The organism is Acinetobacter sp. CWB-B33 (genome assembly GCF_039655955.1).
GTDB classification, from domain to species: Bacteria; Pseudomonadota; Gammaproteobacteria; order Pseudomonadales; family Moraxellaceae; genus Acinetobacter; species Acinetobacter bouvetii.
In genome coordinates this window covers 625,605-652,130 of sequence record NZ_JAGFEU010000002.1, presented here as the reverse complement: position 1 = coordinate 652,130, position 26,526 = coordinate 625,605, and the positions used below count along the sequence as shown (strand labels likewise).

Annotated in this window: 41 protein-coding genes and 1 pseudogene; 23 read left to right on the top strand and 19 right to left on the bottom strand. The window is 40.9% G+C overall.

The window, feature by feature from the left end; genetic code table 11:
- The 12 genes from JZ784_RS09340 to JZ784_RS09285 all read right to left on the bottom strand — a co-directional run.
- Positions 1-324, bottom strand: a 324-nt coding sequence (locus tag JZ784_RS09340; RefSeq protein ID WP_346314671.1) for a putative metallopeptidase, incomplete at its 3' end; no start/stop codon positions are given.
- Positions 284-721, bottom strand: a complete 438-nt coding sequence (locus JZ784_RS09335) for a hypothetical protein (RefSeq protein WP_346314670.1) — start codon at positions 719-721, stop codon at positions 284-286. The genes JZ784_RS09340 and JZ784_RS09335, both read right to left, overlap by 41 nt.
- 288 nt (positions 722-1,009) lie before the next feature.
- The gene (locus tag JZ784_RS09330; protein ID WP_346314669.1) at positions 1,010-2,020 is read right to left on the bottom strand and encodes a hypothetical protein; all 1,011 of its coding nucleotides are present in this window, start codon (positions 2,018-2,020) and stop codon (positions 1,010-1,012) included.
- Between the two features lie 506 nt (positions 2,021-2,526).
- Positions 2,527-2,937: a hypothetical protein gene (locus tag JZ784_RS09325; RefSeq protein ID WP_346314668.1), complete on the bottom strand. Its 411-nt coding sequence runs from the start codon at positions 2,935-2,937 to the stop codon at positions 2,527-2,529.
- Between the two features lie 15 nt (positions 2,938-2,952).
- On the bottom strand, positions 2,953-3,423 hold the full coding sequence (locus JZ784_RS09320) for a type II toxin-antitoxin system antitoxin SocA domain-containing protein (protein ID WP_346314667.1): 471 nt from the start codon (positions 3,421-3,423) through the stop codon (positions 2,953-2,955).
- A 612-nt stretch (positions 3,424-4,035) separates the two neighbouring features.
- Complete coding sequence (locus tag JZ784_RS09315) at positions 4,036-4,590, bottom strand: hypothetical protein (protein ID WP_346314666.1); 555 nt, start codon at positions 4,588-4,590, stop codon at positions 4,036-4,038.
- A 9-nt stretch (positions 4,591-4,599) separates the two neighbouring features.
- Positions 4,600-5,004, bottom strand: coding sequence for a DUF1064 domain-containing protein (locus JZ784_RS09310; RefSeq protein WP_346314665.1), 405 nt, complete (start codon positions 5,002-5,004; stop codon positions 4,600-4,602).
- A complete protein-coding gene (locus JZ784_RS09305) occupies positions 4,982-5,320 on the bottom strand; it encodes a hypothetical protein (RefSeq protein ID WP_346314664.1) in 339 nt (112 codons plus the stop codon). The genes JZ784_RS09310 and JZ784_RS09305 overlap by 23 nt, the downstream gene beginning before the upstream one ends.
- Positions 5,317-5,577, bottom strand: a complete 261-nt coding sequence (locus JZ784_RS09300; RefSeq protein ID WP_346314663.1) for a hypothetical protein — start codon at positions 5,575-5,577, stop codon at positions 5,317-5,319. The genes JZ784_RS09305 and JZ784_RS09300 overlap by 4 nt, the downstream gene beginning before the upstream one ends.
- Positions 5,574-6,953: a DNA cytosine methyltransferase gene (locus JZ784_RS09295; RefSeq protein WP_346314662.1), complete on the bottom strand. Its 1,380-nt coding sequence runs from the start codon at positions 6,951-6,953 to the stop codon at positions 5,574-5,576. The genes JZ784_RS09300 and JZ784_RS09295 overlap by 4 nt, the downstream gene beginning before the upstream one ends.
- 2 nt (positions 6,954-6,955) lie before the next feature.
- Positions 6,956-7,708 carry a hypothetical protein gene (locus JZ784_RS09290; protein ID WP_346314661.1) on the bottom strand — a complete coding sequence of 251 codons (753 nt, stop codon included), beginning with the start codon at positions 7,706-7,708 and terminating at the stop codon, positions 6,956-6,958.
- Positions 7,701-8,681 carry a hypothetical protein gene (locus tag JZ784_RS09285; RefSeq protein ID WP_346314660.1) on the bottom strand — a complete coding sequence of 327 codons (981 nt, stop codon included), beginning with the start codon at positions 8,679-8,681 and terminating at the stop codon, positions 7,701-7,703. The genes JZ784_RS09290 and JZ784_RS09285 overlap by 8 nt, the downstream gene beginning before the upstream one ends.
- A gap of 82 nt (positions 8,682-8,763) precedes the next feature.
- Here JZ784_RS09285 and JZ784_RS09280 point away from each other — a divergent pair, with 82 nt between their 5' ends.
- A complete protein-coding gene (locus JZ784_RS09280; RefSeq protein ID WP_346314659.1) occupies positions 8,764-8,982 on the top strand; it encodes a hypothetical protein in 219 nt (72 codons plus the stop codon).
- A gap of 5 nt (positions 8,983-8,987) precedes the next feature.
- Here the strand turns inward: JZ784_RS09280 and JZ784_RS09275 are convergent.
- From JZ784_RS09275 to JZ784_RS09260, 4 genes and pseudogenes are all read right to left on the bottom strand, one after another.
- Positions 8,988-9,324: pseudogene (locus tag JZ784_RS09275) on the bottom strand (hypothetical protein).
- The gene (locus JZ784_RS09270; protein ID WP_346314658.1) at positions 9,321-9,572 is read right to left on the bottom strand and encodes a hypothetical protein; all 252 of its coding nucleotides are present in this window, start codon (positions 9,570-9,572) and stop codon (positions 9,321-9,323) included. Before JZ784_RS09270 ends, JZ784_RS09275 begins: the two are co-directional and overlap by 4 nt.
- Before the next feature lie 57 nt (positions 9,573-9,629).
- Complete coding sequence (locus tag JZ784_RS09265; RefSeq protein WP_346314657.1) at positions 9,630-9,950, bottom strand: XRE family transcriptional regulator; 321 nt, start codon at positions 9,948-9,950, stop codon at positions 9,630-9,632.
- 8 nt (positions 9,951-9,958) lie between these two features.
- Positions 9,959-10,147 (bottom strand): hypothetical protein, encoded by a 189-nt coding sequence (locus JZ784_RS09260; RefSeq protein ID WP_346314656.1) that lies wholly within the window; start codon positions 10,145-10,147, stop codon positions 9,959-9,961.
- Positions 10,148-10,255: 108 nt separating this feature from the next.
- Here JZ784_RS09260 and JZ784_RS09255 point away from each other — a divergent pair, with 108 nt between their 5' ends.
- From JZ784_RS09255 to purB, 21 genes are all read left to right on the top strand, one after another.
- On the top strand, positions 10,256-10,981 hold the full coding sequence (locus tag JZ784_RS09255; protein WP_346314655.1) for a helix-turn-helix transcriptional regulator: 726 nt from the start codon (positions 10,256-10,258) through the stop codon (positions 10,979-10,981).
- A 197-nt stretch (positions 10,982-11,178) separates the two neighbouring features.
- A complete protein-coding gene (locus JZ784_RS09250) occupies positions 11,179-11,598 on the top strand; it encodes a hypothetical protein (RefSeq protein ID WP_346314654.1) in 420 nt (139 codons plus the stop codon).
- Positions 11,598-12,182, top strand: coding sequence for a hypothetical protein (locus tag JZ784_RS09245; RefSeq protein ID WP_346314653.1), 585 nt, complete (start codon positions 11,598-11,600; stop codon positions 12,180-12,182). Before JZ784_RS09250 ends, JZ784_RS09245 begins: the two co-directional genes overlap by 1 nt.
- A gap of 43 nt (positions 12,183-12,225) precedes the next feature.
- Positions 12,226-12,909 carry an ATP-binding protein gene (locus tag JZ784_RS09240; RefSeq protein ID WP_346314652.1) on the top strand — a complete coding sequence of 228 codons (684 nt, stop codon included), beginning with the start codon at positions 12,226-12,228 and terminating at the stop codon, positions 12,907-12,909.
- 27 nt (positions 12,910-12,936) lie between these two features.
- On the top strand, positions 12,937-13,671 hold the full coding sequence (locus tag JZ784_RS09235) for a hypothetical protein (RefSeq protein WP_346314651.1): 735 nt from the start codon (positions 12,937-12,939) through the stop codon (positions 13,669-13,671).
- Positions 13,672-13,729: 58 nt separating this feature from the next.
- Positions 13,730-14,932: a hypothetical protein gene (locus JZ784_RS09230; protein WP_346314650.1), complete on the top strand. Its 1,203-nt coding sequence runs from the start codon at positions 13,730-13,732 to the stop codon at positions 14,930-14,932.
- Positions 14,929-15,063, top strand: coding sequence for a hypothetical protein (locus JZ784_RS09225; RefSeq protein WP_346314649.1), 135 nt, complete (start codon positions 14,929-14,931; stop codon positions 15,061-15,063). Before JZ784_RS09230 ends, JZ784_RS09225 begins: the two co-directional genes overlap by 4 nt.
- Positions 15,063-15,347 carry a hypothetical protein gene (locus JZ784_RS09220; protein ID WP_346314648.1) on the top strand — a complete coding sequence of 95 codons (285 nt, stop codon included), beginning with the start codon at positions 15,063-15,065 and terminating at the stop codon, positions 15,345-15,347. The genes JZ784_RS09225 and JZ784_RS09220 overlap by 1 nt, the downstream gene beginning before the upstream one ends.
- Positions 15,348-15,355: 8 nt before the next feature.
- Positions 15,356-15,607, top strand: a complete 252-nt coding sequence (locus JZ784_RS09215; protein WP_130145662.1) for a hypothetical protein — start codon at positions 15,356-15,358, stop codon at positions 15,605-15,607.
- Positions 15,604-16,137, top strand: coding sequence for an HNH endonuclease signature motif containing protein (locus JZ784_RS09210; RefSeq protein WP_346314647.1), 534 nt, complete (start codon positions 15,604-15,606; stop codon positions 16,135-16,137). Before JZ784_RS09215 ends, JZ784_RS09210 begins: the two co-directional genes overlap by 4 nt.
- Positions 16,134-16,337 carry a hypothetical protein gene (locus JZ784_RS09205; RefSeq protein ID WP_346314646.1) on the top strand — a complete coding sequence of 68 codons (204 nt, stop codon included), beginning with the start codon at positions 16,134-16,136 and terminating at the stop codon, positions 16,335-16,337. The genes JZ784_RS09210 and JZ784_RS09205 overlap by 4 nt, the downstream gene beginning before the upstream one ends.
- Positions 16,337-16,534: an AlpA family phage regulatory protein gene (locus JZ784_RS09200; protein WP_130148368.1), complete on the top strand. Its 198-nt coding sequence runs from the start codon at positions 16,337-16,339 to the stop codon at positions 16,532-16,534. The genes JZ784_RS09205 and JZ784_RS09200 overlap by 1 nt, the downstream gene beginning before the upstream one ends.
- A gap of 241 nt (positions 16,535-16,775) precedes the next feature.
- The gene (locus JZ784_RS09195; protein WP_346314645.1) at positions 16,776-17,150 is read left to right on the top strand and encodes a hypothetical protein; all 375 of its coding nucleotides are present in this window, start codon (positions 16,776-16,778) and stop codon (positions 17,148-17,150) included.
- A gap of 168 nt (positions 17,151-17,318) precedes the next feature.
- Positions 17,319-17,699, top strand: coding sequence for a hypothetical protein (locus JZ784_RS09190; RefSeq protein WP_005008911.1), 381 nt, complete (start codon positions 17,319-17,321; stop codon positions 17,697-17,699).
- A 117-nt stretch (positions 17,700-17,816) separates the two neighbouring features.
- The gene (gene dacC / locus JZ784_RS09185; RefSeq protein WP_005008909.1) at positions 17,817-18,965 is read left to right on the top strand and encodes a D-alanyl-D-alanine carboxypeptidase PBP5/6; all 1,149 of its coding nucleotides are present in this window, start codon (positions 17,817-17,819) and stop codon (positions 18,963-18,965) included.
- 108 nt (positions 18,966-19,073) lie between these two features.
- Positions 19,074-19,613, top strand: a complete 540-nt coding sequence (locus JZ784_RS09180; protein WP_346314644.1) for a gamma carbonic anhydrase family protein — start codon at positions 19,074-19,076, stop codon at positions 19,611-19,613.
- Between the two features lie 97 nt (positions 19,614-19,710).
- Positions 19,711-20,250 carry a VCBS domain-containing protein gene (locus JZ784_RS09175; protein WP_346314643.1) on the top strand — a complete coding sequence of 180 codons (540 nt, stop codon included), beginning with the start codon at positions 19,711-19,713 and terminating at the stop codon, positions 20,248-20,250.
- A 323-nt stretch (positions 20,251-20,573) separates the two neighbouring features.
- Positions 20,574-21,059 (top strand): NUDIX hydrolase, encoded by a 486-nt coding sequence (locus JZ784_RS09170; protein ID WP_346314642.1) that lies wholly within the window; start codon positions 20,574-20,576, stop codon positions 21,057-21,059.
- 4 nt (positions 21,060-21,063) lie between these two features.
- Complete coding sequence (mnmA, locus tag JZ784_RS09165; protein ID WP_346314641.1) at positions 21,064-22,197, top strand: tRNA 2-thiouridine(34) synthase MnmA; 1,134 nt, start codon at positions 21,064-21,066, stop codon at positions 22,195-22,197.
- 15 nt (positions 22,198-22,212) lie between these two features.
- On the top strand, positions 22,213-22,944 hold the full coding sequence (gene hflD, locus JZ784_RS09160; RefSeq protein ID WP_346314640.1) for a high frequency lysogenization protein HflD: 732 nt from the start codon (positions 22,213-22,215) through the stop codon (positions 22,942-22,944).
- 57 nt (positions 22,945-23,001) lie between these two features.
- Positions 23,002-24,390: an adenylosuccinate lyase gene (purB, locus tag JZ784_RS09155; protein WP_005008888.1), complete on the top strand. Its 1,389-nt coding sequence runs from the start codon at positions 23,002-23,004 to the stop codon at positions 24,388-24,390.
- A 46-nt stretch (positions 24,391-24,436) separates the two neighbouring features.
- On the opposite strand, the gene JZ784_RS09150 is transcribed toward purB, so the two are convergent.
- The gene (locus JZ784_RS09150) at positions 24,437-24,682 is read right to left on the bottom strand and encodes a hypothetical protein (protein ID WP_346314639.1); all 246 of its coding nucleotides are present in this window, start codon (positions 24,680-24,682) and stop codon (positions 24,437-24,439) included.
- A gap of 314 nt (positions 24,683-24,996) precedes the next feature.
- Between JZ784_RS09150 and JZ784_RS09145 the strand changes: the two genes are divergently transcribed.
- Positions 24,997-25,626, top strand: a complete 630-nt coding sequence (locus JZ784_RS09145; RefSeq protein ID WP_346314638.1) for a DUF2238 domain-containing protein — start codon at positions 24,997-24,999, stop codon at positions 25,624-25,626.
- A gap of 13 nt (positions 25,627-25,639) precedes the next feature.
- Here the strand turns inward: JZ784_RS09145 and JZ784_RS09140 are convergent, their stop codons facing one another.
- Positions 25,640-26,062: a hypothetical protein gene (locus JZ784_RS09140; RefSeq protein ID WP_346314637.1), complete on the bottom strand. Its 423-nt coding sequence runs from the start codon at positions 26,060-26,062 to the stop codon at positions 25,640-25,642.
- A gap of 37 nt (positions 26,063-26,099) precedes the next feature.
- Positions 26,100-26,519 carry a hypothetical protein gene (locus tag JZ784_RS09135; protein ID WP_346314636.1) on the bottom strand — a complete coding sequence of 140 codons (420 nt, stop codon included), beginning with the start codon at positions 26,517-26,519 and terminating at the stop codon, positions 26,100-26,102.
- Positions 26,520-26,526: the final 7 nt, after the last annotated feature.

Here is a 26,526-nt window from a genome sequence, read left to right as displayed (position 1 = left end):
GCCGAACCAGTCGCGCATCTGCTGCTCTTGCCGCGCCTTTTTCCACCCACCTTGGTTAAACATCACTTTTTCACACTGGCCCAAGACCATCCGTTTTTTAGCCATAGCTGCCGATGAAGCCCAAGCAAACGCCAAAAAGTTTTCATCGTCGTGAATGAGCTCAGCAATATGGTCATGATCTGGGTTATGCAGTTCACCACCAATGGTCAGCCAGTTTTTAATCACCCAGTCTTTTAAATCTACGGCGGGCGCAAGCAGAATTGCTTCTTGCTCTTCCGCTCTATCAATCAAGTCCGTCGGCGGGAATGGTCTGATCTGTGCCATCTTCTAATCTCTCTAATTGGCTCTGAATCCAGCGAATCGCATAACCGGATTCAATTTGATGGGGTTCGAGACGCACCGCCCTATAGCCCATTTCCTCAGCAAAATCATATTTACAGAATGCATTAGCTATCTTTTTTCCACCACGACCAACTGACCATGGGCTGCCGGCGATTTCAATAAGAAGCCTCAACTTCACTATATAAAAATCGAATCGCCAATTTTTGGTTGATTCAAATTGAAATCTACGTTCATAGCCAATCCGGTGCTCTTCTAATTCTTGGAATAAGACCTCTTCCGCTTCTAAGTATTTTTCTTTGGCCTTTGGTAGAGGTTTAGAACGTGGCTTGGTTTTAGGTGGGCGCTTTTTGGTTTTCTGGAAGTAATCGCCTGCATTCATGTTATTTCACCCATAAAAAAGCCACTCATTTGAGTGGCCTATTTTCATCTTTAAAAGACAAATTCCAAAAAAGGAAAGAGCCTAACCAAGTGATTGGCTAGGCTCGCGAGCTTGCTATTTATAACTTGCTGACCAAGAAATATTTTTGCTTATTTTCATAAACATCACTGCCATAACAAGCTAGTTGTGGCTCTAATAACCATCGAACTAAACAACAGGAGAAATATGATGAAGTTATTCTTCAGAAAATTATGCCCATTAAAAAACCAGGCGAAAGTAATTGCTTCATCATAATTGAGTAACCTCCCTCTCAAGAAGGATATTATGTTCAATTTCAAGAATTGTTATTACTTTTATGAATATCATAGCCAGATCCAAACATAGATTTATATGATCACTTTTATTTTCAAAATAGCTCGGCTCATCAGCATTAATTTTAACACCATAAAAGCTTATATTTAGAGACTTTGAGTGTTTTCCCAGATTGTGAATTGAATTCCTTTGAGCCGCATAGAATTTTACAAGATCTATGTCTGTTTGCTCGATCTGATCAATTCCATCCTTATTATTTTGAAATTTATCCTTGAATTTATTTCTGGCAGTTGAAAGAACTTTGTCAATTTTTTCACTAGCTGAAACATAATTTCCAAATTTCTTGATAATTTCATCCGAAATTTGATCTTGGACTTCTTCTAGCCACCTTTCAATAACAGCCTTCTCCTCTTCATCTTTTATTTTATTTTTCTTATTGCTGATAATTTTCGTGACTTTCATTTTTCTACTGTCTATAACAGAAGAGACATTATTTATGTGGTCATAAATTTTAGTCATCCAATGTTCAAAAGCGCTATATGTTCCTACAATAAAATCTTGAAACAGGCTGCTATTTATGAAGTCTGTGTACATTAATTCAGGATCAAAAGTTCTATATTCCAAATCTTTAAATGCTAATGCATACGGCCACTCTAAATCCATATTAAAATTTTCATCATTAAAAACATTAGATTTTACCTCTTCAATCAACTCTTTTAATGGCCCTCTATTCTCTAAAGATGCAGAAATTTCATCAAAAATATGCCATGTTAACGCTACATTAGAAATATCAACCAAAGCTGAGAAAAATGACTTCCCACTTTCACCCTCATTCAATCCAATTGATTGACTTAAAAAATTATGATGAAAAATACAAATACCATTTAGTTTTATAAAATTTTTAATCCTATCTTTTTGATTTTTATCAAATGGATTAACCATATAGTAAATGCCTAGTATTTTATCTTCTTTTTTACCATCATTCATTTTCATGCCAGCAATTTTATTAAATAACCAACTAGTATAAAGATTGATACTGAATTATAAAACCATAGGATTACAACATAATGTGGTATGACACACTATATCCGATTCGAACCGATATTCTTTACTTTAGCGGTGCTGCTCCATCCATCTGAGCTAATGGCGTATAAAAAGAATGTGGTGATCTGCCACATCCTTGCCTGTAATTCGATATTAATCAGCTCGGCAACTGATCTACCGCTACTCACAATCACATCAACCTTACATGCACGGTCAACTTCAATTGCTTTCATTCTCTTTTAAGATCGGGTTGCCAAGCCCTAGCTAGAATTACCTAAAACAACTAGACGTGTACTCAAGGCATGTCCTACAAGCTGGTAGACTTACAGGATAATGTTGTCAAACTTCAGGCTACAAAAAGCCCGATCTATTAGTCGGGCTTTGATGAATTATTTAAACTTAGAGATAGCGTTAAGAATATATTCTGAAATGATTTAAAATATAAGTTTCTAATGAGGATAAACCGAAAAATTTCTATCAAGCCATAAGATATAAAAAAGGTTATTTTCTTTATATCCCACCATTGGTGCCTTACCCTTAAAACGAAAGGCTAAAATATTTGCATCATCAGGCACTCCTTCTGGAACTTTGACATTTAGGGATTTTCTGTTTATTTTCTCAAACCCCAACCCGTGTTTTGGCTCCTTGGCAATTGATAACCATGTCATATCACGCCTTTTAAAAAGTGACTCTGCTAATGCTTGCTTTTCATCTGGTTGACATTCAGAAAAACAATAGTTTTTCTGAATGTATCTTAATGAAAAAACAATATAACCCTCATCCTTAATTGGTACATCTGTAGAAGGCGAAATAATATTTTTCGTTGATTGGGCTACTGGTTTTTTTAATTTTCCCTTCACAATTAACCACCTAACCTATGATTCCAACTGCGTCTTAAAATAATTTTTCATATCATTTAAGGAAATAGGTTTATTTTTCCCTGCAACATAAGCATTTTTCCACGGGGATTCTTCATGCGTCATATTTCTAAGACGCCAAGCAGAAAATTGGCCATATGACTCAATAACTTCATCTAAAAGTTCAAACTGCTCACGTGTGAACAAATCTAAATTGATATCAGCAGGTGGTTCAACAATGTTATCTCCAGCTTTTTTAAAATAATGATACAGATCCTCTACAACAGGTCCATGGAGCCAAGCTTGAATTTCTTCATTAAATAAATTCTGATCAAACATTGCAAGATGAAAACCTTGACAATAGTAAACTAACTTTTGGAGCTTTAAAGGTGTTATTCCCTCGCTACCTTCAAATCGATCATCGAGCCATAATATATAGTTAGCAACATCTAAGGCAGTTACTAATTTAACTGGAGTAGTGTTAGACATTTTTAGCTCCTCAACAAACGGAATAAAAAAATTCTATTCCTGAATGTTTTTAATATATAAAAACACTTTGTTCGATACCATTTCAATTTGAAATTGCTTGAAACAAAGAGTTGAAGCAAAAGTAGCATATTAGGTGCAAATGTCAATTTAGGTTCAGATTATTTTACGAAATTCAAAGTATGATGATGTACTATAAAAAAAGCCCATCAAATGATGAGCTTTTTAAGAAAATGGTGCGACAGGCGGGTTCGAACCGCCAACTGGTTCTTTTAGATAAATCCTACAGTCCTATTTTTGCATCTTAGAGCCCTACTGCCGCATTAGCCAGTTGTAACCACGGGTTAAAAAATTTTTCATACTTGTACTACCTTTTAATTCATGAAGAAGCTGCAATTTAATGACAATATATTCTATCGTTGATAGAAGTGATGCGTATTGCAGTAGGGCTCTAAGAATATAGCGTATTGTTAGTTCTGAAGGCATGTCTATGAGACCGACTGTCAAGCCAAGAAAGCCAACATAGACACACACTAAACTTGTTTGGTCTCGGATAAACCGTAATACGACCAGTATAGTGAAACTATATCCTAGTTATCAGAATAATGATAGCCCCTAAGCTCTTAATTCCTTGAAAGTATTTTTTCGATATTTTTCAATAGCCTCTGATGCCTCTTTGATTGCCATCTCTAAAGCAATCACCATTAGGTTTTCATAAGGCTTCCATGTAAAACGGTACGCATTCAATGTCATTTGGTGCGATTTAATCCCCGCATAATGCAGCCGGCCTGCAGCAGTATAGAAGCCTTCAAGCTCAGGATTTACCGCAAAATCCATAACCATGCGTGCCACCAGCCATGACAAGTGGTAAATCGCAACATGCTCAGGTTCACGCTTCTTGTCTTGATGCGCTGCATTCATCATGATTTTAGCTAAATGATTGCGCACAAACTCATAATCACCTTTAGATGCTTCACCAAAGATGATGATTGAAGTGATCGACTTCGCCAGCTGGCTATTCATCGCCGCAATTACTCCAAGCCGATCTTGATAATCAATTGGCTTCTCCCCAGTACTATGACCTTCGTCACCAAATTGTGGCGACTTGGCTGTAATGCCCTTTGTTAGCCATTCAAAGTGTTCAAATTTCTCTGCTGCAACTGCATTCATACCCTGCCCTCAAACTTCTTTAATATCGATGTCGTGTACTGTTTTCATCAAGTGTTTCTTATTGCGATAACTCGCCAACTTCCGCGTTATCGCCGACTTCACATCCTCAACAATCAGCTTCCCATTGCTCAGGTATGTGAAATCCGCGAAGTATCTCAATTCAGGTTTTGCCCTTTTCTCCCCCTCCAGTTTCACTTTGGGCGCCAGAACAAATTTGACCTGACACTTAAGCTCTGAAATTTCACCCCGCTGCATTAACGCTGTAAGCTCGATGTAGCGCTTGTATTCTTTGACGCTATCGAACTTCATTCCGTCCTTTTCAATGCGCTGTGCGTTGTATTTAGAGCGCCCTGACTTGGTTTTAGTCTTGGGCGCAAATTGTTTGTGATACTCAGCGAGTGGGATGCTTGACACTGTCACCTCGCATAATCTTTTCTAAATCTTTCACAAGATTGTCTGTGTCACCACCCTCACTAGAGAATCCGTAACAACCATCCTTTGCTTCATTAATAACTCCTAAAACCTCATTCAGCTGAACAACTGCCTTCTGATATTCATGTTCCAAATGGCTTAGTGTGTTTTGATTCTTTGCATTAATTCTCTGCAGCTCATCCATCTTGACTTGCTGAAAATCCCAAGCCATTTTGGAGACCTTGTGTTCATTACCAAGGAAATAAATAGTTTTCCCATTTTCATTTAGGCTTTTAAACCATTGCTCGTGTTCACTCATCCCTTCACCCCAAATAACTGTTTTGCTTTTTCTGTAGCTTTAAATTTGTAGATCGTGGTTTTCTCCAAATACCCGCAACTCACCAAATCATTTAGACAGGCTCTTGCTGTCATGCGCGTTGTTTCTAAAACTGAATCCAAAACATCAGTTACTGTAATTTCACAACCTGCATGCACAATGAAAACCAAAACATCTAGCCGCTTCTCAAAAGAATTTCTGGCGCGGTCACGGTCTGATTTAGGTGTTTTGAAAATCATGCCGCACCTCGATAAGCAAGTTCGTGTTTGAAATTGGCTTCAACCAATGCACGCGACATGTATGGACTTACAGAATTTCCAACCATTCTGTTTTGCTCAGTCTTAGTCAGTCTGATTTCATTTCCGTGGTCATCGATGCCACGGTCATACACATATGAATCCGGAAACCCTTGCGCTTTAAATAACTCGACAGGTTGCAGCATGCGGAAGCCAATATCAGTAATTTGGTATTGCTGATGATTAACTGTCACAAGCCCAAAACGGTCGCGGGTCGGGATTGTCCGCAAAGGCTCAGTTAATGAATTGCCATCCTTCTCATTTCCGTAATAAGCAATCAAAAATGCTCTTACTTCAGCAAAATGCCCGCCGCTGCTGGTAATGGTATGCAAAGGCTCATCTACCCCCTGCCCAATACAGTTATTTCTTAATTTTGATAAGTAACTGACAATGATTGCATGATGGCCACCTTTGACTTGTGCGCAGATCGTTCGCAAAGGTGAATCAGCTGGCATCGATCGTGGGCTGGAAGCATTTGCACATTCAGTCATTACTGGTGCAACCAAGTCAGATTCTGAATCCGCTTTTGGCGTTAAAGGAACGATAAAAGGATTTTCAGAATTTATTACAAACTTATCCAAGCCTTTAGCAATTCGAGTCATAGTTGCCGGCTTTAATGGTCTGCTTCGATTAAAAATACTCGGACACTCAATACTCCAATCAATGCACTCTGCAGCTGTACGCCAAGGTTTTAGCTTCCCATTTTTAGCATCAATCAACACTGGATCCGCATGAGTCATATCGGGCCATTGAATTTTTAACCCATCCCTGCGCGCTATTAAGAAAAAGCGCTCTCTGATTGTAGGTGCACCAAAATTACAGGCTCTTAGAGTCTTAGTCTCAACTTCATAACCCAGTTCTGTAAGCTGCTTAAGCCATTTTCGATATGTTTGGCCCACTTTAGACTTAACTGGTTTGCCCCTTCGTAATGGTCCCCATGTCTGAAACTCAACAACATTTTCAAGCATGATGACGCGCGGTCGGGTTTTTGCAGCCCATCTCAACCCAACCCAGGCTAAACCACGGATTTTTTTATCTAAAGGTTTACCGCCTTTCGCTTTAGAGAAATGCTTACAATCTGGTGATAACCATACAAGACCGACAGGCTGATTGCCGGTGACTTCAATTGGATCGATATCCCAAACGCTTTCGCAGTAATGCTTAGTTTCTGGATGGTTTATGCGATGCATTGCGAGTGCTTTAGGATCATGGTTGATTGCGATATCAACTGGGCGCCCAAATGCCTGCTCAAGACCCGTGCTGGTGCCTCCGCCGCCGGCAAAGTTATCAACGATTAATTCATGGGGAAGAAATGACATGTTCACGCCCCACCCCCTAATATGCGGTTGAAGCCATTCGAAGTCATAGCGCGATATTCATCTGGATTATCAAACGGATCTGGCCAATAGTTATCGACTGGCTTTTGTTTTTGGGGTTGCAGCTTTTGAGGCTTTGAAGCCGTGCGATTTTTTACATTTAGCTTTTTCTTGAGTTCTTCAAGGTGCTTCTGTGCTTCCCCATTGGCAACACAAACCCGATTGGGTTCTTGGTCATTAGTGACTACTTGAAGTACCGCTTCGTAGACGTCATCCGCCTCATTACGCTCTTTAGCTTCGGTGATAATGCGCTTATAAACACTGCAAAAAACTTTATAGATCGTATCGGATGAACCAAGATAGCTATATGGTTTAATCACCTCATCAAATGCTTGCTTGGCAAACTTATTTATTTCATGAGAGCGGTTATTTTTTTCATACATAAGCGCCTGCAACCAAGCTTCATCACAGCTTTGGTATTCATAACCACCCAAACACCACTTCTTGAATTCAGGAATTGATGGCGGCCATTCCGCTGTGTCTAATCGTTTAAGCCCGCGAAGAAATTGCTCATAAGTTAAATCAGATAATTTTTCGACAAGCTTCTCAATCACTTGCCCTTTTTTCAGACCTGACCACTGATCTGTGAATTTTTTACCATACATAAGAAGCATATCTTCAACCAGCTTACGCGCATCTTGTTCACAGAATTGCTGCACAATATGTGGTTGTTGGTGTTGAGCTAATTCATTACGCATATTTAGTGCCCTCCACTTCGTGAACATCACGGATCGATGGAGCAGAGTTTTCATTGCAAATTTCACTCATCCATTCACCAACTTCGTTATGAGTTCGGCTACCCGCATTTGAATAATTTTTTTGTTTTTGAGGGGTATGTTTTGATTCACGCTTACGGCGTGCTTCGTCCTTGTTATTCTGAATCCAGGCAAACCATTTCACCAACCAGAGACTAGGCGTGTTTCTAGCTTCATTGCCTTTGGCGCAAAAGAAATCACCAAAATTTGTAAACATAGAAATCAAATCTTGATCTTCGATTTCAGAAAATCTTTGTTTTCCTAAAGTGATGAAATCATTCTGCAACGGGTATTGATTTACGCATTCGAGAATTGAATATCGCTTATGGTCCTCAGGTTTGTATTGTGAAAACTGAATTGCTGGCAATGGAAAATTTTCCTCACACGATTTACTACTACAATTCTGTTCTTGCTCTTGTTCCTGCTCTTGTTCTTGTTCTTGGCTTCGGAGGGGGTCACAAGGGGCTTCAGAGGGGCTTGTATTGCTCGTAATTGGACCACGCTTATTTGACATACAAAATGCATGAGAATATTTATCGTAAAATGCTGATAAAAAAGGATTATCAGGTAATGAATCATAGTCCTTTTGAACACCCTTGCAGCGGTTATCTGCAGGCTTTAACTCTTCAGCCACTTGAAAGCGTGCCATTTCATACACCCAAACAACCTCTGAGTCTTGATCGTAAGCACAAAACCCAGCTTCACAGGCACTTTGTAGCCCCTTCAAAGCCCCTTCCAGGGTGAGTCCAGTTTCATGGGCAATATACATAGTTGGCATGTAGTACAACCCAAGCATATTGGCATGAGGATTCGTGATTAAGTAAAGAGAAACCATTAATGCTTCAGGATTCTTTTTTAGCTGCTTTCCTGTTTTACCCACCCAAAAATGAGGTGAAACTTTTGCATAATCACGCATGAGAGATTACCTCCTTTAAAGGGGCTTGCAAGGGGCTATCGAGGTCTGTAAATTGATCAAAATCAACCAGGAAACCAATAAAATGACTCTTCTTAAAAAACGTGAAGCTTTGGATATTTTTATAAATAACAACAACACCATTTCGATAATGCACCCAGATGTTGAGGATCTTGAGTCTGGTAAGAGTAAGGATGTTATAATTACAATACTTCCAGAAGATATTGATCTTGTTGTATCTGAGCTTCTTAGACTCCAAAAGCAATACTATGAACAAGTTCAGGAAGAGCTTGAGAACGAATAATTGGTTCATTTTGACTCTCCACCCAATTTGACTAAGCCGCGCTTTTCCAACTGGCGAATTATTCTCGGCTCGACAAATTCGTTGTTGATTTTGTAACGTGTGCGCGATTTCTCTTTGACCTGAAATAGCCTGGTGCCATCTTGCATTTGCCGGCGGATGGCAATGGCCAGCCCCCCCCATTTTGGACGTATGTTCCAGTACAAAATATGCTTCTTGCGCTTCAATGGCCTCGTTCATTTTTGATAAAAGCATTGCAGCTAATTCTTTTGCTGTGTAGATACGCACAGGCTCAAGCAATGGTATTGCTGTTTCAATTGGCATTTGAGATTGTGTTGACTTCATGACACCTCTCCCAAACTTTGCTCAGCAAGTGTTAAACGACGCTTAGCGTTAAGCTCAGCAACACTTGCTGATCGAATCAAATGATTCAAAGCAAAGTTTCTGTTCCCATCCAGCAGCACACTATTCCCCTGCACTTTATGCACAGTCATCAGATCATCTGGTTTCAAGACATCAACAAAAACAACAACATCACCGGCTAAAAAGTCGGAATTGTCATTTGTAGGTTGTTGTGTTAAATTTGTACTCATATTCAATCCCTCAAGATTCGAATTGCTAAAAGCCTGAGTTCTGACCTCAGGCTTTTTTTATTTAAATAAGATGCGCATGTAGTCGGGCGAACTAAAAGAATTACTAAGAAATACCCGTGTAGCCTCTGCCACTTCAGGCGAGCAATACACATCATTAGCGTTCACAACCTTTAGTCCAATAACGCTCAATAATCCGCTTAAAAGCTCAATGTCTGTCAAGTCATTGGATTTCTTGTCATTTTTCATGCGTGAAAGCGTACTTGCATCCACTCCCAATTGTTCAGCAACTTTGCTTTGATTGCTTGAGTTGAGCGCTCTCAATATGAGCGATGCGTCATTGATGGCGCTTGCAGGTAATTCAATTGATACTTTGCTCATGGTTTTCCTTAAGCAGCACTTTCGTTTTGGGTATTTGGACTTAAGAATAAGTGTGGATACTGAAGTTTTACCTTTGCTGGTATCCCACGCGTCATCCAGTTCTGTACTCGTTGCTTATCTTTATAACCAAGCAGCTCAGCCACTTTCGTTGAGCCACCAAGCTTCAAAAGAGTTTCTTTGTCAGCTTTGATTGACATATTAGCCCCTAATAAACATTTGTTTAAAACATAGTAAACGGTGTGTTTACTAGAGTCAAATCATTTGTTTAACACAAAATGTTTACTTTTATAGATAATGAGAAATAAATGTTTACTGAATCAATGGATGTTGAAATGAAACCTGAAAATGCACCGCATGATTCCGTGATACGGTTGCTAGAAGCCAGCGGATTAACACAAGAAGAAACTGCTAAGGCTATGGATGAATCTCCACAAACAATTACAAATTGGAAGAAGCGTGGAGTATCTAAAGCGGGTGCGCTTAAAGCAGCAGCTAGTTTTGGTGTTTCAGCTAATTGGATTCTTTCAGGTGAAGGAGAAAAATTTAATACCAGTGTTACTAAAGTGTCTGAGTGGGATGGAGATACACCTATTGATGATGATGAGGTGGAAATTCCTTTTTATAAAGAGACTCTTGTGTCTTGTGGATCTGGGTCACTTGTTGAAATTATTGGAAATGAAACACGCAAACTAAGGTTGAGTAAGTCGACCTTGCGTCAATATGGTGTAGAAAGCAATAACGCTTATGCACTCACGGCGTTTGGCGACTCAATGACACCAATTATTAATAATGGCGCAACCGTATATGTTGACGTTGGGCGCACAAATATAATTGATGGGAAAATTTACGCTATCAATCATGGCGGGCTATTTAAGTTTAAGTATCTATATCGCATGCCAAAAGGTGGTGTACGCATCGTTAGTGCTAATAAAGATGAGTACCCTGAAGAAATATTGACTGCAGAAGACATAATGGATCAGGATTTTTGTGTTGTAGCTTATGCATTCAATGTTCAAAATCCTCTGCCATAAACACCTTGTTTTTTAAAAGACCACTTTTTAGTGGTCTTTTTTTTGTTTTGTTTAGTTTGCGGAAAACACAATAGTACACATTTGTTTATTTTTCTTCTTGACTGATGTAAACACTATGTTTACCATAAACCTCGCAAACAACAAAAAGCCCCGAAATCTGACAGGACGCGGGGCTAATTGAACACAACGAGGCAATTATGACTAAAACCTTAAATCCTTTCAATAGTTTTGCTGTAACTGCTGTGGCGGCCAGCTTAACTATCGGTGCAATTGCATTCGCATATAGCCCTGAACAAGCAATGCCACAGGCTCATATCACCCCCATTTATGAAGCGGTTGCGGCTATGCAATTCAACACAGCCAATTCAGGCACTGCAGTTGTCCGCTTAGACGGCTTTACCCTAGACGTCAGCTTCGACTTCGAACGCATCGATGACTCATACGGCGTACCCGGCAGCGAATTCACCAATGCCGAAATCACAAATCTATCTGTAGACAAAGTCATGGATACATCTGGCTATCCAATCCGCGACTTTACAGACTTCAATGACCATCTCAGCATCAACCAAATGCTGGTGGCTCACATGCTCCAATACAAACTGCTGGAGGCTGCTTAATGAATTCTAATAAAAAACCATTCCGCGAAGATTTAGGTATTGATGATGCCGGCTTCCACCGCATTTTCATGGCTCATGAAACTTATTGCGTAAAAGACAATGTCATTTACAAACTGACTGCTACTGGCGAACTCAACCGCGTAGATGAAGCCACACTCTCAGCAAAGTCTTGGATCCGCCGCAATGTGAATGAAGTGCTGGGCGCTCAGAAGATCACTGCCCGCTTCATCTGCCGCGTAAACCATGGCTATAAGGTGGATGTGAATGGTGCCGAATACATCATTAAGGTTTCTGCAGACTTTTCCAAAGGCTTCGACCGCAACGTATTTGAAAAGAATGCCCCGGTTTTCTCCTGGATAAATTGCGTAGTGGTAGTTGAAAACGGCATGCATAGAGCCGCTCCAGCAGATCTGGTCAATTCTCTGCCATTTCAAACTGCAGTTAAAAGTGTCGTGAACCCGCAGCGCAAGTTGGACCGTGTGACCCGTCACCGCAGCTTTACGCGCTGGAACTCACGCCATGAATGTGAGCAGTACAAGATTGCAAAACACAATACCGATGCCTCTGGCACGTCGTTTAAGTGATTGATGCAGCTTAAAACCAATAATGAATTGTGAGTAATGAATAATGAGTATTGCAACCTTAATTTTAGGCCAGTCAGGCACTGGCAAATCTACCAGTTTACGCAACCTGAATCCCCAGCATGTATTGCTAATTCAGGTAATCAAAAAACCGTTGCCATTCCGCTCTGCTGATTGGACATACATAACACCAGAGAACAAGCAAGGTTCTGTTCTGGTGTCAGATAACCCGCAATTTATCATCAATGTGATTAATGGCTCTAAGCGCCCAATCATCATTATTGATGACTTCCAGTATGTGATGGCGAATGAATTTATGCGTCGAAGTGCAGAGAGAAGCTTTGACAAGTTCACTGAAATCGGGCGCAACGCATGGGATGTTTTTAATGGGGCCATTGGCGCTCATGACCACAAGCGGGTTTACATCCTAAGCCACACAGAGGAAGACAACCAAGGTAAAACCAAAATTAAAACCATTGGGAAAATGCTGGACGAAAAAATCACTCTTGAGGGCATGGTCACAATTTGCCTGCAGACCTCCGTGATCAATGATCAATATGTTTTCCAGACCAAAAATAACGGCACATCAACAGTCAAAGCCCCAATGGGCCTCTTTAGTGAAGATCACATTGACAACGATTTAAATGAAGTGGATGTGGCTATTTGTGAATTTTACGGCATTCCAAACCCACAAATTAAGCCACAAAACCAACAGCAGCAAACAGCTTAAACCCTATTAATTTTTTGGAGCATCACTATGACTCAGCAATACAAACAATTTGGCTTTAACCCTGAATCAGCAAAACAAGCGGACAGCAGCGCACGTATCGAAGAGCCTGGCAAATACGTTGGTGTGATTAAACACATGGAATTTGTGACCGCCAATACCGGCACAACAGGCTTTGAAATTGAATTTGAAACTGATTTAAAGCAATCAGCCTCTATGACAATTTGGACTGAAAAATCTGATGGTACAGCACTTGGCGGAGTTCATAAAATTAATGCCCTTCTTGCTTGTGTGGGTGCCAAAGGCTTAACCCCAACGGGTCAGCAACTTGAAAAGTACGATCATGCGGCTAAAGGCCATGTTATGAAAAATTGTGTGGTTGCACCTGAGGTTGCGGGAAAACGTGTGGGCCTATTGTTACAGCGCGAAAATTACCAAAATGATAATGGTGATTGGAAATATCAAATGAATTTCTTCTCATGCTTTCAGGCCCAAAGCGAACTTATGGCTAAAGAGGTTTTGGATCGCAAAACAACACCAGAGGCACTGCCAAAATCACTTGCTTCACTCATGTCAAATCCCATCACTACGCGCAAGCCTAAAAACAACAATGGCGGCTACCAACAAAACAATGGTGGTGGATATAACAACAATAACCAGGGTTTTAATCAAAACAATGGTTACAACCAAGGTGGATTTAATGGGCATTACGATGATGTGCCTCCGATCTTGGATCAGGGTTATGACAACGGTCTTCCATACTAATAAATAACAAATTTGTGTATCTAGCTCCTAGGGTTAGATACACATGGAGAATATAACAATGAACCCTATTCTTTCAGGTACCGAAGCTTTTAATGCAATGATGGCTGGCAAACAAGTATTGTGCCGTCTGGCAGGCCAAACGGTAGATTTTGATGATCTTGATCAATTCCCTGCGACTATCTTTGCGCTGCCTGATTATGAATTTTGTATTAAGCGAGAAATGCTGACCTTGGCTGGGATTCAATTTACAAAGCCAGCAGAGCCACATGATTTGGAAACTGGGCAAGAAATTTTTATTGTCATGCCAACATGCATTTTGCGCACTACATATGATCATGAGCATGGTGATATTTGCTTAAGCGTGGCTAATGGCTTTGCTCAACTTGATATTGATAATGCAAAACTCCAGCTTCAGGCGTTCGGCAAAACCTTTGGCAATATGATCACTGAAATCGAAGTAAAGGACGGGTTTAACGATAAGCCAAAGAAACGTCCGCGCAAAACTAAAACAGTAGATCCAGTGAACATTCAAGGTGCAACTTTGAATGATGCCGCAGCGCCAACTGAAACCAAGCCTGCAGCCCGAACCGCTTTCTCTATTGAAGATGTAGCTGAGATCAAAACTGATCCCGTACAAATCATTGAAGAATTCACGGCGAGGATTAATGCATGCACTTCTACTGAAGCTGTTCTGGGGCTGCGCCCAGTATTTTTTGCAAACGGTCATCTTGAGCGTGAAGATCAGCAGCACTTGTGCAGACTGACTGAAGCTAAATTGCTTGAACTTGATCCTGAGCAATATGCATCTAATCCTGAGCCAGAAGAATTAAGTGTTGAAGAACTTCAGCGTCTGCAGATTGAAGCAGAAAAGTTAGTTACTGATAATAAGTTAGCTGATGAAGCTGAACTTGAATATCAGAAACTTCTTAACGATCTACTGCAGCGCGCAGCCAATGCGGCATTGCCAGCAGAGGCCACTGCCCTGACTGGTTATACCAAATCTTGGAGTGAAACGCAGCGTAAGCCCCTGCTTGATGCAATTCATAAGCGCTTAAATGAACTTGAATCAACGAATGCCGGAAATGAAGAAAAGCCGCCGCTCATTCTGAGCCAAATCGAAACAGCTGCAGATTTGACCACCTTAGATTGCTTGGAAATTGAAATTTCCGGCAGGCATGTCGGTATACAGCCGCTATTAACCAAGGCTTTAAACAAGCGCCGCGCCGAGCTGGAATCACAAGGCAGTGAGGTGGCTTCATGAGTTATCAATATTCATCAATTACCCGTGTGCTGATTATTCAGCACAACGGGCGGGTTAAAAGTTATCGCAATATCAACCTGTATGGGATTGAGGATTGTATTCAAGAATTTGTGAATAGTTGGATGGCATGATGGAAACTTTAGAGCAAAAAATAGAAATCAACTTAACTCAATTTGAAGGCACCTCTGACGAAATTGCTGAACAAATTTTTAAAGCTGTTATTTATCCAATGTTGCAGCAGATGAATAAGCAAGATAAGGAATCAGCGAGGATATTCGCTTTCTCAATTATGTGGTTAGGCATGGGCCAATATGCTCAGTTTTTCCCAACTGATGGCGCCAAAAAATCAATTAACTTTTCGGTTGGAAAATTGATTGAAGTACTTAAAAAACAACGCGGCGAATTAAAGGTTTAGGTGAAGTTATGAGCAGTTTAAGTGATTTAAGGACCCACCTTTTTAGTCAGTTAGACAGATTAGGTAAAGCCGATAAAGAAAACCTTCAAGACGAAATTGCACGATCTGAAGCTATACGAGGTGTAAGTGATCAAATTATTAAAGCTCATGATACGCAGTTAAAAGCTGTTGCATTGGTAGCCACCTATAAAGGTATGGGAGAAGAACAAAAACCCGCTGTAATACCTGGATCTTATTTAGAAATTGAAGGTAAAAAATGATTTCAACAATTACATCAGAGCAAAGATTGTTTTTACAAAACACGACTCATCTAACAAGACGAGACCAAACGCGAGCATTTAATGAAAGGTTTTCTGAAAATAAGTCTGTGAATAGCATCAAACTTTACTGCAATAGAAATGGCATACATACAGGAAGAACAGGCCATTTCCCAAAAGGCCGAATACCTTTAAATAAAGGTAAAAAGAATGGACCTTGTCCTCATGCGAAACCAATAGGCTATGAGATTGTAGGTCCAGATGGGTATATTTTGATTAAAACATTAGAAGGTTGGGTATTTAAAAGCCGATATATTTGGGAGCAGCATAATGGCCAGATTCCTAAAGACCATCAAATTATTTTCAAAAATGGAAATTCTAAAGATACAAACATAGAAAACCTACTGATGGTTAAACGCAAGGTGTTGCTTCACTCTAATAGGGTGTATTCAAAAGTTCGTAATTCTGAAAATGGAGAAATTATTTTCCTTCTTTCCGAACTAAAACTTAAGGAATTGGAGTTAAGCCAATGACCAACCTATCCCCTGCTGAAATCGAACTTTTAGAAGAATTCCGCGAAGATCTGGCGCCACGGCATGTATCCGGAATGTTTTATACGGCAACATTGCCGGCGGAATTGGTCACATTGTTATACAAGCTTATAGATGAAAAATTGGCTGCGGCAGATGGGTTGCCAGCGGCTGTGAAGCGTAGTTTGAAGGAGGTGTCTTGATGGAGATTGATCGTCGCGTAAGAGCAAGAGAATTTATGCAGCTTCTTTCAATTAAAAAGGATAAGTTTTACAATAAAGTCAAATTGGGTGAGATTGAACAACCGGTTCGAGTAAATAAGAAAGATGTCTACTGGCATGAGTCTTATGTGAAGCAAAAAGTTGAAGAATTTAAACCCGTAGATTTAGCCTGCTCATAGCAGGCTTTATTATACCTATTGATTTCACAAAAACGGGTAACCTTACGGGTAATTTTAATATTCAATCAATTATAAATAATATAAAACAATAACTTAAATTAATAATATGCATTTGCAATTAAAATATTCACTTCATAAATCTCATGACTAAAAAAATGACTGATCAGAACTTTTCGTTGAAAAATATCAGGAATTATATATATTCAACGTTCAATATCCATCATAAATGTGTGATTTTAAAATGATTAAAACTATATCATTTCGCAGCTTATTAGGTTTAGGTTTTGCTGCAGTTTTTTCTCAGGCTGTCATTGCCGATGAGGGGTTAACGCAAGCTGAAGCAAACACAATCGTGAAGGAAGATATTGCTTCTGCTCAAGTCATGGCGGAAGTCTGCCCTGCTGTGATTGGCAAAAATGCTAAATTTGATGGCAACATCAAATTGCTGGTTCAAAGCTATTTAGCTGATTATTCAGATAAATCGATGACATATGAAAGCATTCAGTCCGACAGCGAATATAAAGCGGTCTTAAACGAAGCGCGCGAAACGGCCAAAGAAACTACTGCAGATGAGCAAAAATCTGTCTGCGATGACGTTTTAAATTATCAAGCTTAAATTCATCGCCAGTAAAAAGAGGATAATGTTGCACACATTGTCCTCTTTTATTTCACAATTGCCTCGTTTTTCAACAGCTTCAATACAAATAGGGACTTTCATTTATAAAAAATAGATTTAATCTAAGCCTATTGCTTCATTGTATTGAAATATTCAGGTTGTTTTTAAATGAAAAAAGTCTTGCTTAAAACCCTTTCAGCATTCTCTCTTTCTGCCTTTGCTTTTACTGCGGGCGCGGCTTTTGCCGCCGATGAAAAAATTGAAGTCACGCCTACACCGCAAGTGACCAACCAAGAACTTGCTGCAATTTATGTTTTATCCGAAATTTGCCCTAAACTTGTCAATGATCAGGATAAATTTAATCAAGGCTATGCCAAACTTGCTAAAGAGTATTTGCCAAATGAAAAATCGCCTGTTGCCGCTTTAGAAAAGCTCAGCAAGCAGAAAAGTTTTGGCAAAATTTTAGATGAAGCGCAAAATGACGCCAAGAAAGCAGGCAAAGCAAAAAATACAGAAATTTGCCAAGAGCTCAGCACTTACGCAAATTAATTTCACTTGGTTACAATACTTTTAAAATAAGCCATTTTCACCCATAGAAGTCGGCCTAGCTTTGGCCTAAAATGCTAGGCTCTTCGCGCTTATAACAAGTTATTGGAACCACCCAGAATGACCCAAAAAACCGCTCTTGCCGCATTACTGCTCGTCCCTAGTTTTTCTTTCGCGGCAACTGTCCTATCTGCACCCCCAGAATTGAATAATAAATCTTATGTGCTGATGGACTATGAAACAGGGCAAATCCTTGCTTCAAAAAATGAAAATGAAAAATTGGCGCCTGCTTCAATGACGAAGATGATGACCAGTTACATCATTGAACAAAAGCTATTAAGCGGTGATTTAACCGAAAATGAAAAAGTGCGCATGAATGAATCTGCATGGTGCCGCGGCAGCAGCACAGAGTCATGCATGTATGTGCCATTGAACGGTACAGCAACAGCGCTTGAAATGCTTCGCGGCATTATCATTCAGTCAGGCAATGATGCATCTAAAGCCATGGCGGAACACATTGCCGGCAATGAAGGCACCTTTGCCCACATGATGAATCAGGAAGCTAAGCGTATTGGCATGGTGAATACTCAATTCATCAACTCTACAGGCATGCCTGCGGAAGGACACTACTCTACTGCAAAAGACATGGCAACGCTTGCACAGCACATCATCCATGACAGCTCAAAGTACTACCCAATCTACTCTGAAAAAGAATTTGCGTTTAACGGCATTAAACAAGGCAACCGTAATGCCCTGCTTTATACAGACCCAAGTGTTGACGGTTTAAAAACAGGTCATACCGACGAAGCTGGCTACTGCTTAACGACTTCTGCCAAACGCGGCCCATTGCGCTTAATTTCAGTGATCTTTGGTGCGCCAAGCATGAACGAGCGCGCATCTCAAACGCGTGAAATTTTAGCTTGGGGTTATGCAAACTTTGAAACAGTAAAAGTGCAACCAGCGAATCAAGTATTAGCAAAAGCAAAAGTTTGGTACGGTAAAGAAAGCGATGTGCAAATTGGCTTGCCTGAAAACTTTAACGTAACCATGCCTAAAGGCGATGCGAACGCTATCAAAACTCAATTGGTTGTTCAGCCTAAATTGACTGCACCTTTAAAACAAGGCCAAGTGGTGGGTAAATACGTTGCGACATTAAACGGCAAAGTGATTGCAGAAAAACCGCTTGTAGCGCTTAAACCTGTAGAAGAAGCGGGTTTCTTTGCAAAAATGATTGATCACATCAAACAATTCTTTGCGAACTTGTTCTAAAATTTTCGAGCGCTGATTTTTTTCGGCTTAGACTAAAGCATCCCAGCCTCGGTTCGGATGCTTTTTTATTTTATACTCCTGCTATTTAAAGTTTTACGATGGACCGTCATGAAAAAGAATATCCGCCCCTATTTAGAACATCATCCTAAAATTGATTCAACCTGCTATATCGATGAGATGTCTGTGGTGATTGGTGAAGTGGCTTTGGCGGAAAACGTTTCGGTCTGGCCTTTTGCAGTGATCCGCGGTGACGTCAATCATATTCATATTGGCCGCAATTCCAATGTGCAAGATCACGCCATGCTGCATGTCAGTCATAAAAAAGCCGATAAGCCTGAAGGCTCGCCGCTGATTATTGGTGAAGATGTGACAATTGGCCATCATGTCAAACTGCACGGCTGCACCATTGGCAACCGCGTGCTGGTCGGCATCAGTACGATTATTTTAGATGATGCCATTATTGAAGATGACGTAATGATTGGCGCAGGTTCACTGGTTCCGCCGCGCAAGCGCTTAGAAAGCGGTTATTTATATGTGGGCACTCCTGTACAAAAAGTCCGTCCTTTAACCGATAAAGAAAAAGAATTTTTACCGTATTCGGCACTGCATTATGTGAAGGTGGCGAATAATTATTTAGATCAAAATTAATCATTCACACTTTTCTTATTTTCATCCTTTTTATAAGCTCATTTAATAGGCCTTGTCTATATAGACAAATATTGACTCAAATTCCGAGTAATTTTTAATGCTGCATAAATTTAATACGTCACAATTTATAAAAATTCTTTTCACAGGAATGATTTTATCTTCAACCACTGCTTTTGCTGATGAAACTCGATGCAAAAAAGATTATGGCAGCGTTATTTCTAAAGAAATGACACAAATGAGCACCGCTTTAAATAGTGGCAATTATCAATATATTGCAGACAAGTCAGATTCGTCCATCATTGAGCTTGCAGGCGGCCAGGAAAACTATAATGCCATGCTCGTACTTGCAGCTGACTCCTTAAAGAAAGGCAATATCCACGTTGAAAAAGTCGATATTCAGCCGCCGCAAAATAGTTATATTTTTGGAAAAAAAGAGTTTTGTGTGATTCCCAAACAACTGACTATCTTAATGAATGGCAAAGCCATGACGGGAGAGAAGTCCTTTATGCTCGCAGTGCGCTCGCTTGAATCTCAAGAGTGGAAGTATATAGATGGCACTGGCTTTAAGAAAAATCCAGATCTGCTATACACTCTATTTCCTGAAATCCCTCATGATAAACATATAATCCCTGAATAATTTCATTTTAAATAAACTGTACATGTGGCCTTATTGCAATTCACCTCATGTACAGCTTATCAATTATTCTTATTGATCAAGCTATTTTCTATTGTAAATTTTGGATTAAGCCTTGAGGGCGATTAAAATTACTTAGGCATTGATTCCTAAATAACTTTAATCAGCTGTTAAATCTAAAAGCGTGGCAATGCCTCGCAATGAATGAGCTTTAAACTTATCTCTATTTCTGACTCAGCTAAAGAAATGACATTTCATCCCTGTTCAACATAGCCACACACACCAAAATTTTATACAATAGCCCATCCCTTACCATGGTGCTGGTCATGACCTCTTGGACTCCTCACGTTACTGTCGCTACAGTTGTAGAAAAAGACGGAAAATTCCTGTTTGTAGAAGAACATACAGAAGCTGTGACGCATACTGTATTTAACCAGCCTGCTGGGCATGTCGAATGCGGCGAATCCATCATTCAGGCTGCCATTCGTGAAACCATGGAAGAAACTGGCCACGCAGTAGAAATTGATGCCCTCCTTGGCATTTATACCTACACGCCGCCGATGTACCCGGACCGCACTTATTTCAGATTTTGCTTTTTAGCGCATGTGCTGGAATATTTTCCAGAAGCTGAACTGGATAAAGGCATTGTCGGTCCAAAATGGATGACTTTAGACGAACTGCTGGAGTCTGCCCGCGCGCGCAGCCCATTGGTCATTAAAGCCGTGAAAGACGCCTTGTCGGGGCAAAAATATCCTTTATCGCTCGTTTATGAGCACCAAAACTCTCCCTTAATTTCAAATTTGGATGCTTAATCCTATGCAACAACGTGTCATCGTCGGTATGTCTGGTGGTGTAGATTCTTCTGTCTCTGCAGCGCTGCTTCTTCAACAAGGCTATCAAGTTGAAGGCCTGTTCATGAAAAACTGGGAAGAAGATGACGGCACGGAATACTGTACGGCGATGGAAGACCTTGCCGATGCGCAAGCGGTTTGCGATAAAATTGGCATCAAACTGCATACCGCCAACTTTGCCATGGAATACTGGGACCGCGTATTCGAACATTTTTTAGCAGAATATGCTGCTGGCCGTACGCCAAACCCAGACATTTTATGCAACAAAGAAATTAAGTTCCGCGCTTTCTTAGACCACGCAGTCAATTTAGGCGCAGACTTTATTGCGACAGGCCATTACTGCCGCCGCGGTGAAACTGCAACCAACTCACGCGGTGAAGAATACGCGCCTCTGCTGCGCGGTCTAGACCAAAATAAAGATCAGACTTATTTTCTGCATGCTGTGCATGGCCGTGAAATTAACAAGACCTTGTTCCCTGTCGGTGAAATTGAAAAGCCTCAAGTGCGGAAAATTGCTGAAGAACTGGGCTTAGCCACCGCCAAGAAAAAAGATTCTACCGGCATTTGCTTTATTGGCGAACGCCGCTTTAATGACTTCTTAAAGCAGTACTTGCCTGCTCAGCCCGGAAAAATTTTGTTGGATAACGGCAAAGAGGTTGGTGAACATCACGGCTTAATGTACTATACGCTCGGTCAGCGCGGCGGCATTGGCATTGGCGGCTTAAAAGGCGCGGAAGAAGGCGCTTGGTTTGTGCTGCACAAAGACATTGAAGGCAACCGTCTGATTGTTGGCCAAGGCCATGAACATCCGTTGATGCAAAGTACTATACTTTGGAGTGAAGCGATTGACTGGGTTGCCGGTGAGCAGGAAATTCCCGAATCAGGTTTCCGCTGCACAGCTAAAACCCGCTACCGCCAGTCAGATCAGGGATGCACATTGTATAAAGACCCAGATGCCCCGAAGGGTGTCCGTGTTGAATTTGATGAACAGCAGCGCGCTGTCACACCTGGTCAAAGCGTGGTGTTCTACGCAGGTGAAGTTTGCTTAGGCGGCGGTGTGATCCATCATACCAATGCTCCTAAACCGGATTTTATTTAAAAGGATTGTTTCGGCATGACAGAGTTACCGTTTCAACAGCCTCAAACTCTGAATGTTCGCCAAAACCGTGCATTGGCGTTAGCGGGCGTTTTTCAAGCGACCCAGCTGACGCATATGACCGCGTTGACTGGACAAAAGAGCATTGGCGAAAGCGGTAACTTTTATTTAGAACAGATGGTGAAAGCCAGTTTAAATATCCGCCCAAGCGGAAAATGCAGCTGTCAGACGCTGGACTTTTTTAATCAGCTGGCCGATATTTCCCTCGGTTTAAAAACCTTAGAAAGCAGCATAAATCAGCCGTTCAATACCTCTCCTACATCCAGATTACCTAAACTTTCCAGTGCCAAACTCCCCATGAGCTATGCCATGGCCCTGCTGCAATTAGAAAAAAAAGTCTACAGCAACCCTAAATTTGTTGAAATTATCGAACACTCTCAGCAAAAAATTCTCCGTCAGCTGTCTTTCTTTGACAACAACTATCTGCATCCCAGCGTACTCGCCAGCCTTGCGCAAACTTATGTAGATACTGCTGGACAGATTAATCCGCGCATTATGGTGCGCGGCAATGCAGAAGCATTCAAAGATTCTTCACATACTGACCGCATTCGCGCATCGCTCTTTACTGGCCTGCAGATGGCGCATTTATGGCGTCAGCTGGGCGGCAGTTCATGGGGCATGATTTTCAGCAAACGCAAGCTGCTTAAAGATATTCAAGATCTTGCCCGGCTGCAGTATCAGGTGATTTAACTTGAACTGCATCAGGCTCTTTGTTTTACGTTTAATTCCAAAGTTTAAGGAATCGCTATGAACGCTTTAACCGCACTTTCACCATTAGATGGTCGCTACGCTAGCAAATGTGATGCTTTGCGCCCTTTCCTCTCTGAGTTTGGCTTAATCCATGCTCGTGTGACTGTTGAAGTGCGCTGGTTGCAAGCGCTTGCAAACCGTCCTGAAATTACAGAAGTTCCGCCATTTTCAGCGGCAACCAATGCAGCTTTAGATGCAATTGTTGCGAACTTTTCTGAAGACAATGCAAACCGCATTAAAGAAATTGAACGTACAACCAATCACGATGTAAAAGCAGTTGAATACTTTCTGAAAGAACAAATTGCACATATCGATGAACTTAAAAATGCTGGTGAATTCATTCACTTTGCATGTACTTCTGAAGACATCAACAACCTTTCTCATGCCTTAATGCTGAAAAATGGCCGTGCGGTTCTGGTTGAATCAATGCAGCAAATCGTAGATGCCATTGCAGCTTTGGCTGAAACGCATGCAGAACAGCCTATGCTGTCCCGTACGCATGGTCAAACTGCAAGCCCAACAACCTTGGGTAAAGAAATGGCGAACGTGGCGTACCGCCTTGCTCGTCAAATCAAACAATTCAACAATGTTGAATTGCTCGGCAAAATCAACGGCGCAGTCGGCAACTACAATGCGCACTACTCGGCTTACCCAGACATCAACTGGCCTGCGCATTCTCAAGCTTTTGTCGAATCTTTAGGCTTAACCTTCAACCCATACACTACGCAAATTGAACCGCACGATTACATCGCAGAAATGTTCGATGCACTTCGCCGTTTCAACACAGTATTGATCGACTTTAACCGTGACGTTTGGGGCTATATCTCTTTAGGTTTCTTCAAACAGCGCTTGAAAGAAGGCGAAGTGGGCTCTTCAACCATGCCGCATAAAGTCAACCCGATTGACTTTGAAAACTCTGAAGGCAACTTGGGTATTGCCAATGCAGTGCTTGCGCACTTAGGCGAAAAACTTCCAATTTCCCGCTGGCAGCGTGACTTAACGGACTCTACTGTTCTGCGCAACATGGGCGTTGGTATGGCGCAAAGCTTGATCGCTTTTGAAGCGTGCTTAAAAGGTGTGGGCAAACTTGAATTGAATGCTGCGCGTATTCTTGAAGACTTAGATCACGCTCAAGAAGTGCTTGCTGAACCAATTCAAACCGTTATGCGTCGTTATAATGTTGAAAAACCATACGAAAAATTAAAAGCATTGACTCGCGGTCAAGCAATGACGCGTGAAATGATGGTTGATTTCGTCAACGGCAATGAATTAGAAGCCGTTCCTGCTGCTGACCGTGCGCGTTTGGCTGAAATGACGCCTGCAACCTATACAGGTAATGCCGCTGAACAAGCAAAACAAGTTAAAGCTTTAATTGCAAAAATCTAATTTAGCTTAAATATAAAACGAGGCTTTATGCCTCGTTTTTTATGCTTCATGATTCTGGTAAAGGACAATATCTAGACCAATCCGCTTGCATTTTTACCAATTCATTACCCGTTAAAATATCGCTGTAGTAAATATAATAAGTCGCATCTGGATATTGAATCTCGTGTCTATACAGCATGCCGCGCAAAGACACAGGCAGCTCTTCGGGAAAATCATCCGCCAGATATAATTTCTCAAAATCATAATTAAAATAGCAATTCTGTTTTGCTTCAAATGCTTCTACAATAGCCATGTTTGCAGCCTGGAACATGATAAAAATATAAATGCAGTTTACCGAATTCATTGATGAAAAGCTTTAAATGCAGCCACAGCATGATTCATCACATTAAAACGGGTTTAGAAAATCACAATGAATTTCAAGCTATTTTAACCAGCAATTCCACTGAGCGGGCAGCCATGCAACCTCACATCGCAATTACATTATTTCAAATCAGCAGATAAAAGATGGCATTGCTTAAATCTCATTGACCATTACACTTAAAAACAGCGAAACTTAAGCCTCGCCTTTTATGCCTTCCTTATTGATACTTAGATTGAACATAATAAATGATTGAAACACAGCTTAGCGGCAAACATTGGATTTGCCTTGCAATACTCTTACTGGCTGTCGCAATCGCCAGCATCCACCCGCTCGAATTTGATTCATATTTGCTGCATCAGGCCGGCACAGCCTTTATGCTGGCTGCGCTGCTGTATTGCCAAAAAAAGATTGGATTCACCTTTTACAGCTTTGCCCTCTATACCGCTTTCCTGCTGATACATATCTTAGGCGCGCATTATTTATATTCTTACGTGCCATATAACGAATGGCTGATTCAATATCTCAATTTTGATTTAAATCAAGCCATGGGCTGGTCACGCAATATGTACGACCGCTTGGTACACCTTGCATCAGGCTTATTGCTCTACCCCGTATTTTACCGGCTGTTTCAAGTCTGGCTGCCGAATCTTAAGCCCTTCACTTTATTCTTGCTGGTCATTCAATTTATTATGGCCACCAGTTTAATATATGAATGGATAGAATGGATCATTGCGATTCGACTCTCGCCGGAAGAAGCTGAAAATTATAATGGTCAGCAAGGCGATATTTGGGATGCGCATAAAGACATGCTGCTGGCGACCGTTGGCGGCATGATAACCGGCGTGATGTGTTTACTGAAGCCGCCAAAAGCATAATCGGGTTTGGGCTTTATTCACGCCATTTGATGACGATCGAATCCTGCATATGCGGATTCAGCTTGCGGTCATAAAATTCGAAACAGGCGCGGCCTCCTGCGCCTTTTTTCAAAAGGCCTCCATCAATTCGTAAATGCCGTGAATATTTTGCATCATCCATCAGAACTTCTATGCGCTCGAAGGGTTTCCTTTGATGACTATTTCCTGCTGTCATATATGTTTGATAGCCTTGCACCATACCGCAAGCTTGGGAGCGGATTTCAGCCGGCTGCCCAGTATAGAAAAAATAGCCAGCCAACAGCACTAGCGCTGGACCAAACAGCATCGCATATTGCTTCAAAGCCTGTGTTTCCGCTATGCGGTAACGCAGCAAATACATCCACGGCCAAACCAAAATGCAAAAAATGCCAACAAAAACAAACAGGAGTTTAAGCATTATCGAATACATCCAGGATAATGCCAGTGGCAGAACCTCATTCATCAATCCATTTTAAAATTTTAGATTCAGCCAAATCTGGATGCTCAAACTTGTCTAAATATTCAAAGCAAACATTATCACCTTTATTTTTCCGCTGCATTTTTTTATCAAAACGCAAATGCCGATTATATTTCCTGCCTTCAAATAAAATCGCAATCCGTTCAAAATGATCATGCTTTATTGAATATGTCTTATAAAACTGCACCACTCCGCACGCTTTTGAAGGCAAAATCGTTTTTTCCTCTTTTAAGCAAGCCGCGGCAATGAGGATAAAAAAGCCCGGCAATAACGCATAAAAAGGATAAGTATCACGATGATTTTTATTGCTTAACTTTGGAACAATAAAAATCAAAGTTAAAAATGGAATCATCACTAAACTTATGATTCCGATAAAAACCACAAAGCTAAACATCATTCAGCAT